The organism is Streptomyces sp. NPDC088246 (assembly GCF_044741025.1).
In the GTDB taxonomy this organism is placed as follows: Bacteria; Actinomycetota; Actinomycetes; order Streptomycetales; family Streptomycetaceae; genus Streptomyces.
Window position 1 is genome coordinate 40,881 of the sequence record NZ_JBIURV010000039.1, and the last position, 14,891, is coordinate 55,771.

General features: G+C 68.3%; 12 protein-coding genes and 3 pseudogenes. 6 read left to right on the forward strand and 9 right to left on the reverse strand.

Going from position 1 to position 14,891, the window contains the following annotated elements:
- The first annotated feature begins 137 nt into the window (after positions 1–137).
- Both ACIPEK_RS35810 and ACIPEK_RS35815 read left to right on the forward strand, forming a co-directional pair.
- A complete protein-coding gene (locus tag ACIPEK_RS35810; protein ID WP_402005004.1) occupies positions 138–1,919 on the forward strand; it encodes a CoA transferase in 1,782 nt (593 codons plus the stop codon).
- On the forward strand, positions 1,916–3,595 hold the full coding sequence (locus tag ACIPEK_RS35815; protein ID WP_402005007.1) for a class I adenylate-forming enzyme family protein: 1,680 nt from the start codon (positions 1,916–1,918) through the stop codon (positions 3,593–3,595). Before ACIPEK_RS35810 ends, ACIPEK_RS35815 begins: the two co-directional genes overlap by 4 nt.
- A gap of 114 nt (positions 3,596–3,709) precedes the next feature.
- On the opposite strand, the gene ACIPEK_RS35820 is transcribed toward ACIPEK_RS35815, so the two are convergent.
- The 3 genes from ACIPEK_RS35820 to ACIPEK_RS35830 are packed head-to-tail and all read right to left on the reverse strand — an operon-like array spanning position 3,710 to position 5,972.
- Positions 3,710–4,516: an ABC transporter substrate-binding protein gene (locus ACIPEK_RS35820; protein ID WP_402005010.1), complete on the reverse strand. Its 807-nt coding sequence runs from the start codon at positions 4,514–4,516 to the stop codon at positions 3,710–3,712.
- Positions 4,474–5,340, reverse strand: coding sequence for a metal ABC transporter permease (locus tag ACIPEK_RS35825; protein ID WP_402005013.1), 867 nt, complete (start codon positions 5,338–5,340; stop codon positions 4,474–4,476). The genes ACIPEK_RS35820 and ACIPEK_RS35825 overlap by 43 nt, the downstream gene beginning before the upstream one ends.
- Positions 5,337–5,972 (reverse strand): ATP-binding cassette domain-containing protein, encoded by a 636-nt coding sequence (locus ACIPEK_RS35830; RefSeq protein WP_402005016.1) that lies wholly within the window; start codon positions 5,970–5,972, stop codon positions 5,337–5,339. Before ACIPEK_RS35830 ends, ACIPEK_RS35825 begins: the two co-directional genes overlap by 4 nt.
- A gap of 549 nt (positions 5,973–6,521) precedes the next feature.
- On the opposite strand from ACIPEK_RS35830, the pseudogene ACIPEK_RS35835 reads away from it, so the two are divergent.
- A pseudogene (locus ACIPEK_RS35835) lies at positions 6,522–6,757 on the forward strand (hypothetical protein).
- Between the two features lies 1 nt (position 6,758).
- On the opposite strand, the gene ACIPEK_RS35840 reads toward ACIPEK_RS35835, so the two are convergent.
- The 4 genes and pseudogenes from ACIPEK_RS35840 to ACIPEK_RS35855 all read right to left on the reverse strand — a co-directional run.
- A complete protein-coding gene (locus ACIPEK_RS35840) occupies positions 6,759–7,286 on the reverse strand; it encodes a copper chaperone PCu(A)C (RefSeq protein ID WP_402005019.1) in 528 nt (175 codons plus the stop codon).
- The gene (locus tag ACIPEK_RS35845; protein ID WP_402005022.1) at positions 7,283–9,580 is read right to left on the reverse strand and encodes a heavy metal translocating P-type ATPase; all 2,298 of its coding nucleotides are present in this window, start codon (positions 9,578–9,580) and stop codon (positions 7,283–7,285) included. The genes ACIPEK_RS35840 and ACIPEK_RS35845 overlap by 4 nt, the downstream gene beginning before the upstream one ends.
- Entirely contained in the window at positions 9,577–9,759 is a 183-nt protein-coding gene (locus ACIPEK_RS35850; protein WP_402005025.1) for a hypothetical protein, read from the reverse strand. The genes ACIPEK_RS35845 and ACIPEK_RS35850 overlap by 4 nt, the downstream gene beginning before the upstream one ends.
- 351 nt (positions 9,760–10,110) lie before the next feature.
- Positions 10,111–10,218 (reverse strand): annotated as a pseudogene (locus tag ACIPEK_RS35855) (tRNA (adenosine(37)-N6)-threonylcarbamoyltransferase complex transferase subunit TsaD); the annotation flags it as partial.
- A 205-nt stretch (positions 10,219–10,423) separates the two neighbouring features.
- On the opposite strand from ACIPEK_RS35855, the gene ACIPEK_RS35860 reads away from it, so the two are divergent.
- Together ACIPEK_RS35860 and ACIPEK_RS35865 are read left to right on the forward strand one after the other, a co-directional pair.
- Positions 10,424–11,041 (forward strand): TOPRIM nucleotidyl transferase/hydrolase domain-containing protein, encoded by a 618-nt coding sequence (locus ACIPEK_RS35860; RefSeq protein WP_402005028.1) that lies wholly within the window; start codon positions 10,424–10,426, stop codon positions 11,039–11,041.
- Between the two features lie 207 nt (positions 11,042–11,248).
- Positions 11,249–11,476, forward strand: a pseudogene (locus ACIPEK_RS35865) (transposase); the annotation flags it as partial.
- 287 nt (positions 11,477–11,763) lie between these two features.
- On the opposite strand, the gene ACIPEK_RS35870 reads toward ACIPEK_RS35865, so the two are convergent.
- Positions 11,764–13,296, reverse strand: a complete 1,533-nt coding sequence (locus ACIPEK_RS35870; protein WP_402005031.1) for a N,N-dimethylformamidase beta subunit family domain-containing protein — start codon at positions 13,294–13,296, stop codon at positions 11,764–11,766.
- Between the two features lie 238 nt (positions 13,297–13,534).
- Positions 13,535–14,095, reverse strand: a complete 561-nt coding sequence (locus ACIPEK_RS35875) for a transposase (protein ID WP_402005034.1) — start codon at positions 14,093–14,095, stop codon at positions 13,535–13,537.
- 77 nt (positions 14,096–14,172) lie between these two features.
- Between ACIPEK_RS35875 and ACIPEK_RS35880 the strand changes: the two genes are divergently transcribed.
- Positions 14,173–14,781 carry an SMI1/KNR4 family protein gene (locus ACIPEK_RS35880; protein WP_402005037.1) on the forward strand — a complete coding sequence of 203 codons (609 nt, stop codon included), beginning with the start codon at positions 14,173–14,175 and terminating at the stop codon, positions 14,779–14,781.
- The last annotated feature ends 110 nt before the right edge of the window (positions 14,782–14,891 follow it).

Sequence of the window (14,891 nt, forward strand, 5' to 3'; positions counted from 1 at the left end):
CCTCCAGTCTGCCGGGAACCCGTGGGAGCGGCAGCCCGACTGCCTCTCCACGGAACTGGTCGGGCGCAAAGGTGCCCTGGTTCCCGCGTTGAGGACATCCCCGGCCCCGGCCATCGCCGGGCGAGGAGAGGAGAGGCATGGCGTCACCAGTCACCACGCAGACGGTCCGCCCACTGGACGGGCTTGATCTGGACACCTCGGGGCAGCCCGAGCTGACCTGCCTTGCTGCGCAGCACCTGCGGCTCCTGGGGGCCCGCACCCGCTCGGAACCGGCCTCGCCGCAACCCGCGACAACTGCGCGGATAGCGCTGAGCGGCGAGGGAATTCTGCCCATCGAAGCCGAGGTGAACTGGGCAGAGCCGGAGAGTGGGATCACCGACGAGGTCACCGTCCAGGCCGCTACCGGGATCATGGCCGTGCACGGGCGACGCGACGGCGGGCCGCGGGGCCTGGCCGTCGACTACGCCACCACCGCCGCCTCCGTTCTCACGGTCCAGGGAATGCTGGCAGGTCTCTTGGGCCAGGCCCGCGGGGGAACCACCGCACGCGTCAGCACGAGCGTCGACCGGGCCGGACTGCTGACCGTCTCCCAGTACCTCGCCGCCGCCGGAGCCGACGAGGGTGAGGTTGCCGAACTCGCTCCGGGGGGACCGCCCTTCACCGACGCGGTCGGCACACTCTTCGAGCTGGAGACCTTGGACCCGGGGGCCTGGGCTGCGTTCTGGCGGGCCCTGGAAGCACCCCCCGAGGCGATACGGGCCGGCTGGCGGCCCTTCCAATTCCGGTACGCCACAGCCTGCGCTCCCTTCCCGCAGGCCCTGCATACGACAACGCGCGCCCAACCCTGGCAGCGCATCCTCCAGGCGGCAGCGGTCTCCGGCGCAGAGGTCTGCCCGCTGGAATCCCTCGCCGGGCGGGCAGCAGAACACGACGGTGCACCGCCCTGGTCACTCACCTCCCACGGGTCCGGCCACCGTGCCCCCACAGTTCTCCCCACGGCGGAACGGCCGCTGGCAGGGCTGACCGTGCTGGAGGCCGGCCGCCGTATCCAGGCACCGCTCACCGCTCACCTCCTGGGACTGCTCGGCGCCGAAGTGATCCGGATCGAGCCGCCGGGCGGGGATCCGCTGCGCGGCATGCCACCGGCCTGCTCCGGCATCTCCGCCCGCTGGCTCGCGCTCAACCGCGGCAAGCAGGCCGTGGAGGTCGACATCAAGGCCGAGACCGGCCGGCTCCGGCTGCGAGAGATGGCGGCAGAGGCCGATGTCTTCCTTCACAACTGGGCCCCGGGAAAAGCCGCCCAGCTCGGTCTCGACGCCGACCATCTGGCCGCGGTGAACCCCGCTCTGGTCTACGCGTACACCAGCGGATGGGCCGACCGGATCCCCGGCGCCCCGATGGGGACCGACTTCATGGTCCAGGCACGCACCGGAGTCGGAGAAGCGGTACACCCGGCAGGCGAAGCGCCCGCGCCGTCCCTGATGACCCTTCTCGACGTCCTGGGCGGTCTCCTGGGAACGGAGGCTGTCCTCGCGGGCCTGCTGCTGCGTGAACGCAACAGACAAGGCGTCCGGGTGGACTCCTCGCTGCTGGGAGCGGCCGATGTCCTCACCGCCCCCGCCCTGCGCCGGGCCGCAACGGGAGGGACCGTGAGAAAGCCGGCCGGGTTCCGTCACCCGCTGCGCACCGCGGACGGCTGGGTCGCTCCCACCGATGCCTCCGCAGAAGCAGCTCGTGCTTACGACCTGAGCGGTCTGTCCACCCACAACGCCCTGGCACAGCTGCGCACGCACGGACTGCCCGCCACCGCGGTCACCAGCGATCTGGCCGCCCTGCCTCGTGATCCGCGTTTCGCCGGCTCGATCATCCGCGACGCGCACGGTGCCCCCACTGTTCCCGACCCCTGGAGCTTCACGTGACCGTCGCCCTCCACGACCTGCTGTCCGCTGACCTCCGCCGCTCATGGGTCATTGACGGGACCTGCCCCGACCTCGACCTCTACAGCCTCTTCCGTGCCCGGCAGATCGCGGACCTCCACCGCACAGTGATCCTTGATGCCAAAGGCAAACTCTGTTACACCGCCCTCGACCGTAAGGTTCGATGTCTGGCCACCGGCCTGAGAGACCTCGGCATACGCCAGGGCGACGTGGTCGGTGTTCAGCTGCCCAACGGCCGCAACGCCGTCATCGCCGATCTCGCCCTGGCCGCCCTCGGCGCGGTGGCGCTGCCCTTCCCGGTCGGCCGCGGCAGCCTGGAAGCCGAATGCCTGCTCCGCCGCGCGGAGGCCGTCGCCGTCGTCGCCGCCATCGAGCACCGGGGCAACCACCACGCCGCCGACCTCCAGGCGTTGGCCCCGGCGCTTCCCTCCCTGCGCCACGTCATCGCCGCCGGCCCCGGCGACACACCCGAAGGAACGATTCCGCTCCCGCAGCTGCTGCGCTCCGACCCCAGTGGATTCGTTCCCGCACGGCCGGACCCCGACAGCGCCGCCCGCATCCTCGTCTCCTCCGGCTCCGAGGCCGAGCCGAAGATGGTCGCCTACTCCCACAACGCACTGGCCGGCGGACGCGGTAACTTCCTCGCCTCGCTCATCCCTGACCGGACTCCGCCCCGCTGCCTGTTCCTCGTGCCGCTCGCCTCAGCCTTCGGCTCCAACGGCACGGCCGTCACCCTCGCCCGGCATGGCGGGACTCTCATACTCCTGGACCACTTCACGCCGGAGGCCGCGCTCGACGCCGTACGCGAACACCAGCCCACCCACATCCTGGGCGTTCCCACCATGGTGCGCATGATGCTCGACCGTCTCGACACCACAGGCGAGAAGCTGCCCGCCCCGACGGCCCTGATCCTGGGTGGTTCCACGCTGGACGAGACCACGGCGGAACTCGCCGCGAGTGTATTCGGCTGTCCTGTAGTCAACCTCTACGGATCGGCCGACGGCGTCAACTGCCACACCGGACTGACCAGTTCCACTCCGGACGCGGACGACCGGGGGGTCGTGGCCGGGCGCCCCGACCCGCGGGTGGCGGACATACGCATCACCGACACCGAGACCCATGAACAGCTGCCGGACGGCGGGATCGGGGAGATCGTGGCGCGGGGCCCCATGACCCCCATGTGTTACGTCGCCTCCCCGGAGCTGGACGCCCGCTACCGCACTCCCGACGGGTGGGTGCGCACCGGGGACCTCGGGTTCCTCGACGGCGACGGCATCCTGCACATCGTCGGACGCCTCAAGGACGTCGTCATCCGCGGCGGCGCCAACATCAGCCCCGCCGAGGTCGAAAGGGAACTGGCCGCCCACCCCTTCGTACGTGATGTCGTGTGCGTCGGGATCCCGGACGCGTTGATGGGAGAGCGGCTGGCGGCGTGCGTCGTGTCCCGCGCCACGGAGCCCCTGACGCTGCAGATGCTGTGCGGGCACCTGACCGAACGGGGACTGGAGCAACGCAAGCACCCTGAGCGCCTCCTGGTCGTGGACGAACTGCCCCTCACCCCTGCAGGCAAGCCCGACCGGGCGGTACTGCGGGACCGTATGACCGAGATCAACCGCCCCCGCGTGAAGAAGGAAGGCCCCCTCGCGCAGGCGAACTGAACGGTGTCACAGCCGGGGGACCGGGACGCTCAGCCGCTCGGTGAATCCTTCTCGGCACATGAACGAGCGAACGTGGGGGCAACCCGGCGCTCCGGACTGCCCCCACGCGGTGCTTCAGGATGCGGGCATGGCCTCTTTCAGCGCGGTTGCTGCGTCGCGGTATACGGGCAACAGGTCGAGGTCATCCCCTGGGTAGTTGACGATCTCGACCTGCTTGGCGCCGGAGTCGGGCAGAACCGTGCCGGTCGACATGTGGGCGTTGTCCAGGACGAGGGCGGGCTTCTCCTTGCCCAGCTTCGCCAGCTGGGCAGGGGTGACGGCTTCGGGCCCGTAGGTGCCGACCAGGTTCGCGCCCGCCAGCTTTGCGGCCCAGGTGGTGAAGACCTGGCTGACGACTACCGGGCTCTTCCCGCCCGGCCACTGCGCCTTGAGATCCTTGGACAACTTGGCGTACTCGCTGTCGAAGCTCGTCTTCCACTTCGCTGCGGCGTCTTCGGTGCCGAACAACTTGCCCAGCTTGGCCACCTCGGCGTCGACCTTGTCCGCGTTGTTGTCGAGGTTCACCTCGACCAGTTCGGCCTTGGAACCGGCGGCATCCTTGATCTTCCCGGCGTACGGTTCGAAGGGGGCGTAGAGCACGAAGTCGGCACCGGCTACGGCCGCGAGGTCGGAGGGCTTCGGGTCGTAGTCGGGTGCGTGCTGCACGGACTGGGGGACGACGACCTGCACGTCCTCGGCGCCCGCAGCTTTCGCCAAGGCCCCTTCCCAGGTCGTGGTGACGACCACCACCGGCTTCCTGTCGTGCTCGTGCTTGTCGCCGCCGCCTTCGGCGGACGACGAGCCGTTTTCGCAGCCGGCCACCAGGGCCAGTGCTGCACTCAGTGCGAGGAGGGAAGTGGTACGGCCGCGGGTGCGCGCCATGAGGCGATTCTCCGTTCGGGGATGAGATGGACGGCGAGGACGGCGGCCCCCGCAGTGAGGACGAGGACCGGCCCGGGGGGCCAGTCCAGCCACAGTGCGATGAGGAACCCGGTCAGGTTCACGACGACGCCGATGGCAACGGCCCAGAGAGTGATCGACTTAAGTGAGGTGCCCAGGCGGCGCGCGGCGAGAGCCGGCAGGAGGGTGAGGGCATCGACCAGTAGCGCGCCCGTGAGCTTGATCGCGCCTGCGACGGCGACCGCGACCACCACCAGCAGCACGAGGGTCAGCACGCGCACGGCAACACCCGAGCACTGGGCGAGCTCCCGGTCGTACAACAGCAGAGCGATATCACGGCGCCGCCACAGGAACAGGCCTATGACGACGACGGCGAGCACGCCGAGCACGACCAGGTCGGCGGTCCCAACAGACAGAATCGACCCCCAGAGCAGGGCGAACGCGCCAGAGGCATTGATCCCTGAAACAGCGAGCACCAACAACGCTGCCGCGATCGCGATGCTCATGAGCAGCCCCATCGCTCCGGACAACCCGTCGGGCGTACGAGCGAGAGGAGCGACGCCGGCCCCGGACAGGGCACACGCCACAAGCGCGCACAGCATGGGGTCGAGGCCGGTCACGATGCCGACCGCGATGCCGAGCAACGCGACGTGCATCATCGCGAACCGCACCGGCATGATGTCGAGACCCACGATGACCACACCGACCACCGGCAGGCCGATAGCAGCGAGCAGCAGCGCGAATCCCGCCCGTTGCACGGGGAGCAGTTGGAGAAGTTCACCGAGATCGGCGGTCGCGAGCGTCACCGGACCTCCCGAAGACGGCCTGCAGCCATTTCCAGCACCCGGTCGCAGCGTTCCGCCAGCGCCCGGTCGTGCGTCACCACGACGAGCGTCACCGGCAAGGAGATGAGGACGTCGGCCGCTTCCTCCTGGCCCCCGAAGTCAAGAGCAGCGGTGGGCTCGTCGGCCAGCAGCACCTGCGCCCCGGCCGCGACACAGCCGATGGCCCGGGCGAGGTACATCCGCTGCAACTGCCCGCCGGACAGGGTGTGCAGAGGCCGCTCGGTCAGCGCCCCTACACCGAGCTGCGCCGCTGCCGAGGCCGCCTTCGCGTGAGCGCTGCTGCTGGCCAGCAGTTCGGTCCCGAGAAGGGGGAAGCGGCCTGCCGCCGGTTTCTGCGGAATCCAGGCGCAGACACGGCGGCGCCACGCCCACTCCGCGGGCGAGCGGGTGCCTCGCCCGCCGACCAGGATCGATCCCGTCACCTGTCGGTGCAGGCCGAGCACCGCACGCAGCAGCGTCGTCTTACCCGAGCCGTTGGTTCCGGTCAGCGCCACCCGTTCACCGGCGGCGATCTCCAGGTCCACGTCGGCGACGGCCTCCAGCCGGCCATGTCGGCAGGCGACCTCCCGCATACACACATCCAGCCCACCCATCACACGCCCTTCGATCGTCAGCCACTGCCGTGCGGATCGGGTGGCTGGTCGGCTTCCCAGCCCCCGGCAGTAGTCGGATGACGGACGGATTCAGTTCCCAGGAGACGAATGCCGCTCGCGGACATGTTGGTGAACAGGCCATGTCGCTCCGGCACTCAGGCAACTGGGTGACGGGACTGCGTGCGTGCTGTGCCGCCATTTCGCATGGTGCTCGTCCGAACGACGTGGAGTGGGCGGGCGACGAGGAGCCGATAGCGACCATTTCCGCTGGGTCCAGGTGGTCCAGGCAGCTGGCGCACGACGACGTTCCAGGCCGCCCCGAGCCGCGTTGGACCCTGTGACGGCCACACGGGGTCGAGCGAGACCCCTGGTGGCCGTCTGGTTTCCACGCTTCACGCGTTGCCGGCGTCATTGGAAGCACGAGCCCACCAGGGCACGCTGCGAGGGCTTGCTTCCCCGGCGCTCGCGGGCTGCGGCGAGCGGGCATTTCCTTTGTGTCCGGTCCGCGGGAGCCGGTTTTGCGGTGGGATGTACGGAGAGGCGGAAGTCATGGCTGATGTCGGTTCCATGGAGCCTGTGGCAACGTTCTGCGGTAAATGCACATGCGGTTGCCCTCGGCTGTTCGTCGATGAGACCGCTCCTGTCGAACGCGGGATCGTGATCACCGCGACTTCGGTCAGCAGGTCCAGATGAGCGCCGACCAGTTCGGCTCCATCGTCGAGGACGCCAAGGCCGGCAAGCCGGACACCGTTGTTGCGGGTGAAGTGGCCCTGTTCAGAGGCTGATTCAGCCACCGGGGCGAACAACGACTGCCAGGGCCTCGACTGGATCGCTGTGGCGGAAGTGCAGGACGAAGGGAAGCATGTCGCCGACTTGCCGGCGGTCCTTCACTCTCACCATGACGTCCACCGTGCTTGCCGACATGGCCAGGGTCTCTCCCGCCGGTAGACCGACTGAGCTGACCATGCTCATGGAGCCGGCACCGCTGTCGTGACGTACGTGCCGGCTGAGCATGGCGCTGTCTGCGGCTGCGGAAGTGACGGAGACGAGCCGGTCGTCGGCTCCGCCGCTGTTGGTGATCCGGAAGAACGCTGCGGTGCCCACGTTGCCGTTGTAGGGCAGGAAGACCCGCCCGTCGCTGATCTCCAGTCGCGGTGGGGTCCCGGCGGCCCCCGATGCGGTCCAAGCGGTCAATCCGCCCAGGGCCACCGAGAAGGCTGCCAAGGGGGCGACCACGGCGAGCAGCCCGTCGTGCAGGCGACGGCGCGTCGGAATCCAGCCTTCGGCAGCGGCCCGTCGGGCGGGGTTCGTCACAGCGGCATCCTTCCTCGGTGCAGCGAAAGCCGCGACGCGGGGTGGCGCGCGGGCGAGGGCTGCCAGGCCCGCAGGCGCAGGCTGTTGCCCACCACCAGGAGTGAACTGACGGACATGGCTGCGGCAGCGAACATCGGATTGAGCAATCCGACCGCGGCCAGTGGCACGGTGACCGCGTTGTAACCGAACGCCCACATCAGATTGATGCGGATCGTCCCCAGCGTGCGACGCGCGAGGCGGACGGCGTCGGTGACCGCCTCGATGTCACCGCGAACCAGCGTCACATCCGCGGCGCCGATGGCCACATCCGTTCCGGTGCCCATGGCGATTCCGAGATCCGCGCCGGCCAGGGCGGCGGCGTCGTTCACACCGTCACCGATCACGGCGACCCTGCGGCCCTCGCCTTTCAACTGCCGCACCAGATCCCCTTTGCTCTCGGGGCTGCATCGGGCGTGCACCTGGATGATGCCGAGTTCACCGGCTACGGCGTGGGCGGTGAACTCGTGGTCGCCGGTGGCAAGAACCGGTTCCACGCCCAGGCGCCTGAGCTTGTGCACGGCCCGGTAACTCCCCGGCCGCAGCACATCCCCGACCGCGATGAGAGCCTCGTCGACGCCGTCCACGCGCACCAGGACTGGAGTGTGCGCGGCCGCTTCGGCTTCGGCCAAAGACCGCGCCAGGGTCTCTGGAAGATCACCTTGTGCGGCGCACACCTCCACCTGGCGGCCCTCGACACAACCCGCGATGCCCACCCCGGGTGTCGCCCTGAATGCGGAGACGTCAGGCAGAGGGCGCTCGGGCAGTGCGCGTTGCGCGTACGCGGTGACTGCTCGACCCACCGGGTGTTCCGATCCCTGCTCGGCTGCACCTGCCAGCCGCAGCACGGCCTCCTGCCCGATTCCCTCCGCTGCTACGGTGATGTGGGAGACGGTCATGTGACCGCTGGTGAGGGTGCCGGTCTTGTCCAGCACGACCGTGTCGATGTGACGCAGTGTCTCCAGGGCCTGCGGCCCGTTCACCAGAACCCCGAGCTGAGCACCTCGGCCGGTGGCGGCGAGAAGGGCGGTCGGGGTTGCCAGCCCCAGTGCGCAAGGGCAGGCGACGACCAGGATCGCCACGCACGCGGTGATGGCCGCCTGCGGGTCCGCTCCAGCACCGAGCCAGAATCCGAGGACGGTGACGGCCAGCGCCAATACAGCCGGTACGAAAACGCCGGCCACCAGGTCCGCCAGACGCTGAGCACGGGCCTTCCCCACCTGAGCTTCGGTGACCATGCGCGTGATCCGGGCAAGCTGGGTGTCCGCGCCGACTGCCGTGGCACGCACCAGCAACATGCCGCCGGCGTTGACAGCGGCCCCGACCACGGCCTGGCCCGGGCCGACTTCGGCCGGGTCGCTTTCCCCGGTGACCAGAGACAGATCAAGAGCCGAGCTGCCGGAGACCACCACTCCGTCGGTGGCGACCCGCTCCCCGGGCCGGACGACGAACTCCTGCCCGACGCGGAGCTGTTCGACAGGAATCCTTCGCTCCTGGCCGCTGTCCCGCAGGGTCACGTCCTTGGCGGCCAGACCGGCCAGCGAGCGCAGAGCCTCACCTGTGCCGTGCCGGGCACGCGCTTCGAGAAACCGGCCGGTGAGAACGAACAGCGGAACCGCGACAGCGGCTTCCAGATAGACGTGCGCAATGCCTCCGCCGACGGAGGGAAGCAGGGTGAACGGCATGCGCATGTCCGCAGCGCCCGCCCCGCCGAGGAACAGGGCATACACCGACCAGGCGAAAGACGAGATGACGCCGAGCGAAACCAGAGTGTCCATGGTGGCGGACGACTGGCGAAGCCCGCGCAACGCGCGCAGGTGGAAGGGCCAGGCACTCCACAGGACCACCGGAGCGGACAGAGCGAAGCACAGCCACTGCCAGTTGCGGAACTGCAGAGAGGGCACCATGGAAAGCACCACCACGGGGACGGCGAGCAGGGCGGTGATCACGAGCCGATCGCGTTCCGGCGTGGTCTCGTGCCGTGTCCGTTCCGACTGACCGGCCGCTTTGAGGGGTTCGGGCACCGAGGGGAGTTCGGCTGTGTAGCCCGCGCGTTCGACAACGGCCACGAGAGCCTGCGCTGTGACCTCAGGGGGGTGGCTCACCCTCGCCTGTCCGGTGGCGAGGTTGACCGTGGCGGTCACCCCGTCGAGCTTGGCCAAGCGCTTCTCCACGCGGGTCGCACAGGCCGCGCAGGTCATACCACCGACGACCAGGTCGGTGGTCGCCGGCGTGCTCTCCGACCGTGCTGCCGTCATCCTGCATCACTTGAGTGCATGTCACCCATGTCACCGTGCGGATCGGACTGGCCGCCGCCACCCGTACCGGTGGAGTGCATCCCGGGTGCGACCGGGCCCACGACATCACCGATCTTGTACGAGACGGCGAACATCGACACAAGCAGCACAAGGAAGCCGATCAGCCCGGGGGGCGGCACCCATCGGGGGAACCCCCCAACGGTGCGTGGGGATCGTTGCTGTACGTGCATCGCCGCTCCAGACAGGGAATCACGCTGATGACGCAGCGCGGGGACGGAGAATCGCCAGAGGGTCCGGCAGTCGGTTCCGCTCGGCCCACGGGTCTCATGCTGGCACTGACAGAGCGCCAGCAATCCCCATATGGGCGTCTGTTCACGCGTGACTCTTCTCGCGGCATTTCATCGGAACTCAACCCATGGTTGCCACGACTTCCTCAGGACGGATCGCCGGGCGGAGGTGTCGACGGCGCCGCCGGATTTGCGGGCCCGGGCGTCGGCGCGGGCCTGCTCGCGCTGGGCCTTCATCAGCGGTGAAGCACTCACGCCCACCTGGAGCGCGCCCGAGAGGCCGGGGCCGGTGGTGACGGCCACCGCGCCGATGTCCGCCATCCGCAGTCCGGCCCGGTCCGGGGCTCGGCGGTTGCGGGTCGCTGAAGTGCACACATGGTCTTTCCGCTGTTTCACGCTCGTGTCCGTTGATGCAGCGGGAAGTCCCAGAAAAGTCCCAGGAGACTCTTATGCTGCGCGACCGCGTTCGACCGTCGCCCCCGACTGCTCACCGCCGGGCGACGCGCTGCCGGAAATTCCCTGGTGTGATGGCCGGGAAGGGGGGAGACTCGGCCTCATGGCTGACATGAGGTCGTTCCTGGAGGCGGTCACCGCGTGGGCGGCCGGCGGCCCCAGCGACCTCCCGCGCGAGCTGGCCGCGCGGGTGTCCGTCCGGGCAGCCGTCCTGCTCGAGGGGCAGAGCGACGCCGCAGCGGTCAGCGCGCTGGCCGCCAGCCGCGGCCGGAACCTGGCGGCTGAAGGAGTCTGCGTCCTGCCGATGGGCGGTGCGATGAGCGTCGGGCGCTTCGCCCGCCTCCTCGGGCCACCCGGCCTGGGCCTCCGCCTCACGGGACTGTGCGACGAGGCGGAGCGTGGCTACTACGCCCGCGGCTTGGAGCGGGCCGGCGCAGCACAGCAAGGGTTCTTCGTCTGCGCGGCGGATCTGGAAGACGAGCTCATCCGCGCGCTGGGCGTGACGCGGGTGAAGGAGCTCGTCCGGGCAGAGGGCGACCTGCGCCCCTTGGAGACCTTCCTGCGCCAGCCCGCACAGCGGGGCCGCACCTCACAGCAGCAGTTGCGGCGCTTCCTCGGCACGAAGAAAGGGCGCAAGATCCACTACGGCCGCGTCCTCGTCGAGGCCCTCGACCCCCACCGCATACCCGCCCCACTCGACGGCCTGCTCAGCAGCCTCTGACCGCTGGGCGACGCCCGACATGTGAAGCGACAGCCAGGAGCACGGTCCGGCTCGCCTCCGGACATGCGGCCGTGATCCTGCTGCACGTGGCGCGCCGGTCCGCACCTGGTGCGGTAGCGAGGCGAGCCGTGCTGTGACTACGGAACGCTCAACGACATTGGCAGTTGGGTGTTATGTCGGCAGGATCTGCCGTCGTCCGCTGATCTTGTGCCGGATGACCTGTGGGAACGTATAGCCCCGCTGTTGCCGACTTGTCCGCCTCGGCGGCATCGGTATCCCGGGCGGTTGCCGACCGATGACCGTGCTGTACTGCGGGGCATCGTTCACGGGCTGTGGAAGAGCGTGAGCCGGCGGGACGTTCCCGCGGAACGGGGCGACTGCAGTGGGGTGACGCCCTGGCGACGTCTGTGGAACTGGACCGATGCCGACGTATGGCCCCGCCTGCACGAGGTCCTTCTGGCGGAACTACGCGAGGGCCTCCTGAAGATGGATGACGCCGCGATCGACGGCTTGCGCGTCCGCACGATCAGGGCGGGCTCACACCGGACCTTCGCCGGTCGGCCGCGCCTGGTCCGGCAGCAAGCACCATCTCATCGTCGACCAGCACGGGACTCCGCTCGTCGTCTCCCTGACCAGCGGAGACGTCACGACGTCACCCAGCTCAAGACTGTTCCCCGCACCCGACCTCGGCTCTTCGAGATCTGGTTTCCTCCCCGCCGCGCTCAGGTTCGTGGGGTGTGGGTCACCATCCGGTTGAAGAGATTGCTGGTGGCGGTCCGTATTCGGCTGTCAAGGTGGTCGGGGGCGATCAGGGCCAGCGGCCAAAAGAAGGTGCCGGCGACGAAAACCATGGTGCCGTCGGGGTGCTGGAGCAGGCTGGTGTTCTGGATGCGTTCGCCGCGTCCCATGCTGTCCGAGTAGGGGGACTCAGACAGCAGTCGCTGGACGGCTTTGGCGGGCAGCCGTGTCTTGTGGTCGTAGCCGTCGGCCTCGACGCCTATGAGGCCGGGTATCTTGTCGCCATCGGTGAGGCCGGTGCCCTTCCACAGCCAGTGGCCGGATTCCCGGACGACTAGAGGGACGGGCTTGGCGAGCATGCCGTTGTACTGCACGCCGAGCAGGCGCTGTTCGGCGTGCTTGCGCTTCTTCTCCAGGTCCCGCCAACGCACGGTCGGCCCGTTCTCGTCGGGAGTCGGGTCGGGGTCCTGCTTGTAGCAGGCAACAACGCGGTTGTCGGTGCCCGCAGGCGACTTCTCCATGCGGATGTGGAAGTAGATGTTGTTCGCGCCGAGGTAGGCGAGGTGCGTTCGGGCGGCGATGGCTTCCTCGGCCACGGTGCGCATCTGCCGTGACCAGTACTCGTCGTGCCCGGGGAAGACCATGGCTGCGTACTTCGACGGGTCGATTCGTCCCTCGTGCAGGTCGAGGCTGGTGGCGTAGGTAACGTCGTAACCCGACATCTCCGCCCACCGGGCGAGACTGCAGTCCATCTCGAACCAGGAAGGAGTGCCTCCGTGGGAGTACGGACGGTCGAAGGACACTTTGAACGCGCGTGCCGCGTTGCCGGCGTTTCTTCCTTGGGCGTCGAAGCCTTTGTAGAGGTTCTTTCCGGTCCGGCCGTCCTGGGGCCAGGCGTTGTAGGCCTGATATGTCGTGAAGGGCAGGACCACCAACAGATCCGAGGGCCGTTGGGTCTCCCGGACTACGAAGGGGGTCGAGCTTCGATGCCCGTCCTTGGTTGTGAAGAGCGCGAGGTAGACGCCAGAGGTCCAGTCTTCGGGTATATCGAGCGTCCATGAGACCGGCCATTGGCAGTCGATCATTCCGTGTTCCGGGTGCGCTTCTGGTACGGGGTGTGTGACACCGTGCAGGCTGGGGCTCCGGGAAACTTCTCGCCCGCCCTGGTCGTTGTAGTAGCCCAGCCGGTGCACGGTCACGGTGAAGTCCTGAGCGGGACGTACCGAGACGTGGAAGTGTACTGAGTCCCCGGCTGCCGCAGAGGTCGTTGAGGCATATCCCTGGATCTGTCTGTCTCGGTCGTTGGCGGCGCGGATCCCCTTGCCCTCGATCTGCCAGGTCCGGGTGCCCGTGCGGGCGTTCTCAGTTACGACAGGGTTCTTTCCGGTCCTGCTTTCACCGCGTACCGGCTGTTCGTTTCGGGGCCCGTCGTGCAGATAGTTGTAGACGAGTCCAGTGGTTCCGACCGCCCCTGCTCCGAAGATCCCGAGGGCAGCGCGACGTGAGACGTGAGACATGTGGAAACCCCGAGCCTGGACGCCAGACATCGCGCCTGACGCGTCGTTACGTATGGGACTGGTGCCGCCCAAAGGAATCTGTGCCGATCCTTTCAACGAACGTTCATCATGTGGATGTTAGGTGTAGGGGAAGACGGCGGGCAACTTGTCACACCATCCTCACAAGGTTCGATTCCCCACGGCGAAGCACTCACAACCCGACCATCCGAAGTTCCCCCTGATCGTGGACACCGGGTGCCTACGCTGCGGGGATGAACTCGTACTGCAGCCCGGCTCGGGTTTCGAGCGGGGTCAGGTACCCGAACTCGGGGTGCCTGCGGAGCCTGGTGCGGTTGTACTCGACCTCGATGAAGCGGAAGACGTCGGCGTGGGCCGCTTTGTGGCTCTCCCGGACAGTGGTGCCGATCTCCGCTTTCAGCAGACCGAAGAAGCTCTCGGCTGTGGCGATATCGCAAAATATACCGGTTCGCCCCATGCTCTGCCTCAGGTTCAACTCCCTTATGGTCCCGGCGGAATTCGCTGCTGGTGTAGTCCCCGGGCCCAATCCGTCGTCGCAACCGCGGTCGGTGTGCATGATGCAGCCCGGCTGCAGGCCACCGCGGTCGGCTCCCATGCGCAGGGCGTCGGTGACCAGCCAGGCGCGGTGGCGGTCGGTCATCGCGTACCCGAGCACCTCGCGGGTCGCCAGGTCGACGACGGTCGCCAGGTACCACCAGCCCTCGATCGTCGACAGAAACATGATGTCGCCGACGAGCTGCGTGCCGGGCTTTACGCCACCCCTGCCCCGCCGGACTGCCACGTCTCTGGATGGGTCCGGTCCGCAGTGGTGACACGGGGCCTCATAGGATTGCCGGCGAATGGGCAAAGGGGGACGTGGTGGGGTACTTCGAGGGCTTCGACGGCACCGGATTCTGGCAGGATTCGTCGTACGCGCTGGAGAACTATGTCGAGGCCCCGCCCTCGCAGGAACTGATCGCCTCGCTGGAGGAGGAACTCGGCGGATACCGTCTGCCCGGCTCCTACGTCGCTCTGATGCGCGCGCACAATGGCGGCATCCCGGCTCGAGACTGCTTCCCCATGGCTGAGCCGACGTCCTGGGCCGAGGACCACATCGCCATCACCGGGATCCTGGGCATCGGACGGACGAAGCCGAACTCGCTCGGCGGCGAGTTCGGCAGCCGGTTCTGGATCGACATGTGGGAATACCCCGACATCGGCGTCTACTTCGCTGACACGCCCTCGGCGGGCCACGACATGCTGGCCCTCGACTACCGCGCGTGCGGCAAGGGCGGCGAGCCGTCGGTGGTGCACGTTGATCAGGAGGACGACTTCGCGATCACCCTGGTTGCGGAGAACTTCGAGGCGTTCGTCGGGGGTCTGGTCGACGATTTTGTCTACGATACGTCGGAGGAGGACCGGCTCGCCGCCCTGGCCACGGTGCGCGAGGGCAGCTTCTCGCCGGTCCTGCTAGTAGGACTTTGTTAGGTACCCCAAGTGATCCTCGTTGGATAGATTGTGATCTTCTTTCAGTTGTGACTCCTGAGGAGATGGAAGAGGTCCGTCCGCGTCTGGAGGCGTTCGCGGCCGAGATGCTG

Excerpts from the sequence above, each read along its gene's own strand:
- ACIPEK_RS35810 (WP_402005004.1), top strand. The coding sequence starts at position 138 with ATGGCGTCACCAGTCACCACGCAGACGGTCCGCCCACTGGACGGGCTT.
- ACIPEK_RS35820 (WP_402005010.1), bottom strand. The coding sequence starts at position 4,516 with ATGGCGCGCACCCGCGGCCGTACCACTTCCCTCCTCGCACTGAGTGCA.
- ACIPEK_RS35830 (WP_402005016.1), bottom strand. The coding sequence starts at position 5,972 with ATGGGTGGGCTGGATGTGTGTATGCGGGAGGTCGCCTGCCGACATGGC.
- ACIPEK_RS35845 (WP_402005022.1), bottom strand. The coding sequence starts at position 9,580 with ATGACGGCAGCACGGTCGGAGAGCACGCCGGCGACCACCGACCTGGTC.
- ACIPEK_RS35860 (WP_402005028.1), top strand. The coding sequence starts at position 10,424 with ATGGCTGACATGAGGTCGTTCCTGGAGGCGGTCACCGCGTGGGCGGCC.
- ACIPEK_RS35870 (WP_402005031.1), bottom strand. The coding sequence starts at position 13,296 with ATGTCTCACGTCTCACGTCGCGCTGCCCTCGGGATCTTCGGAGCAGGG.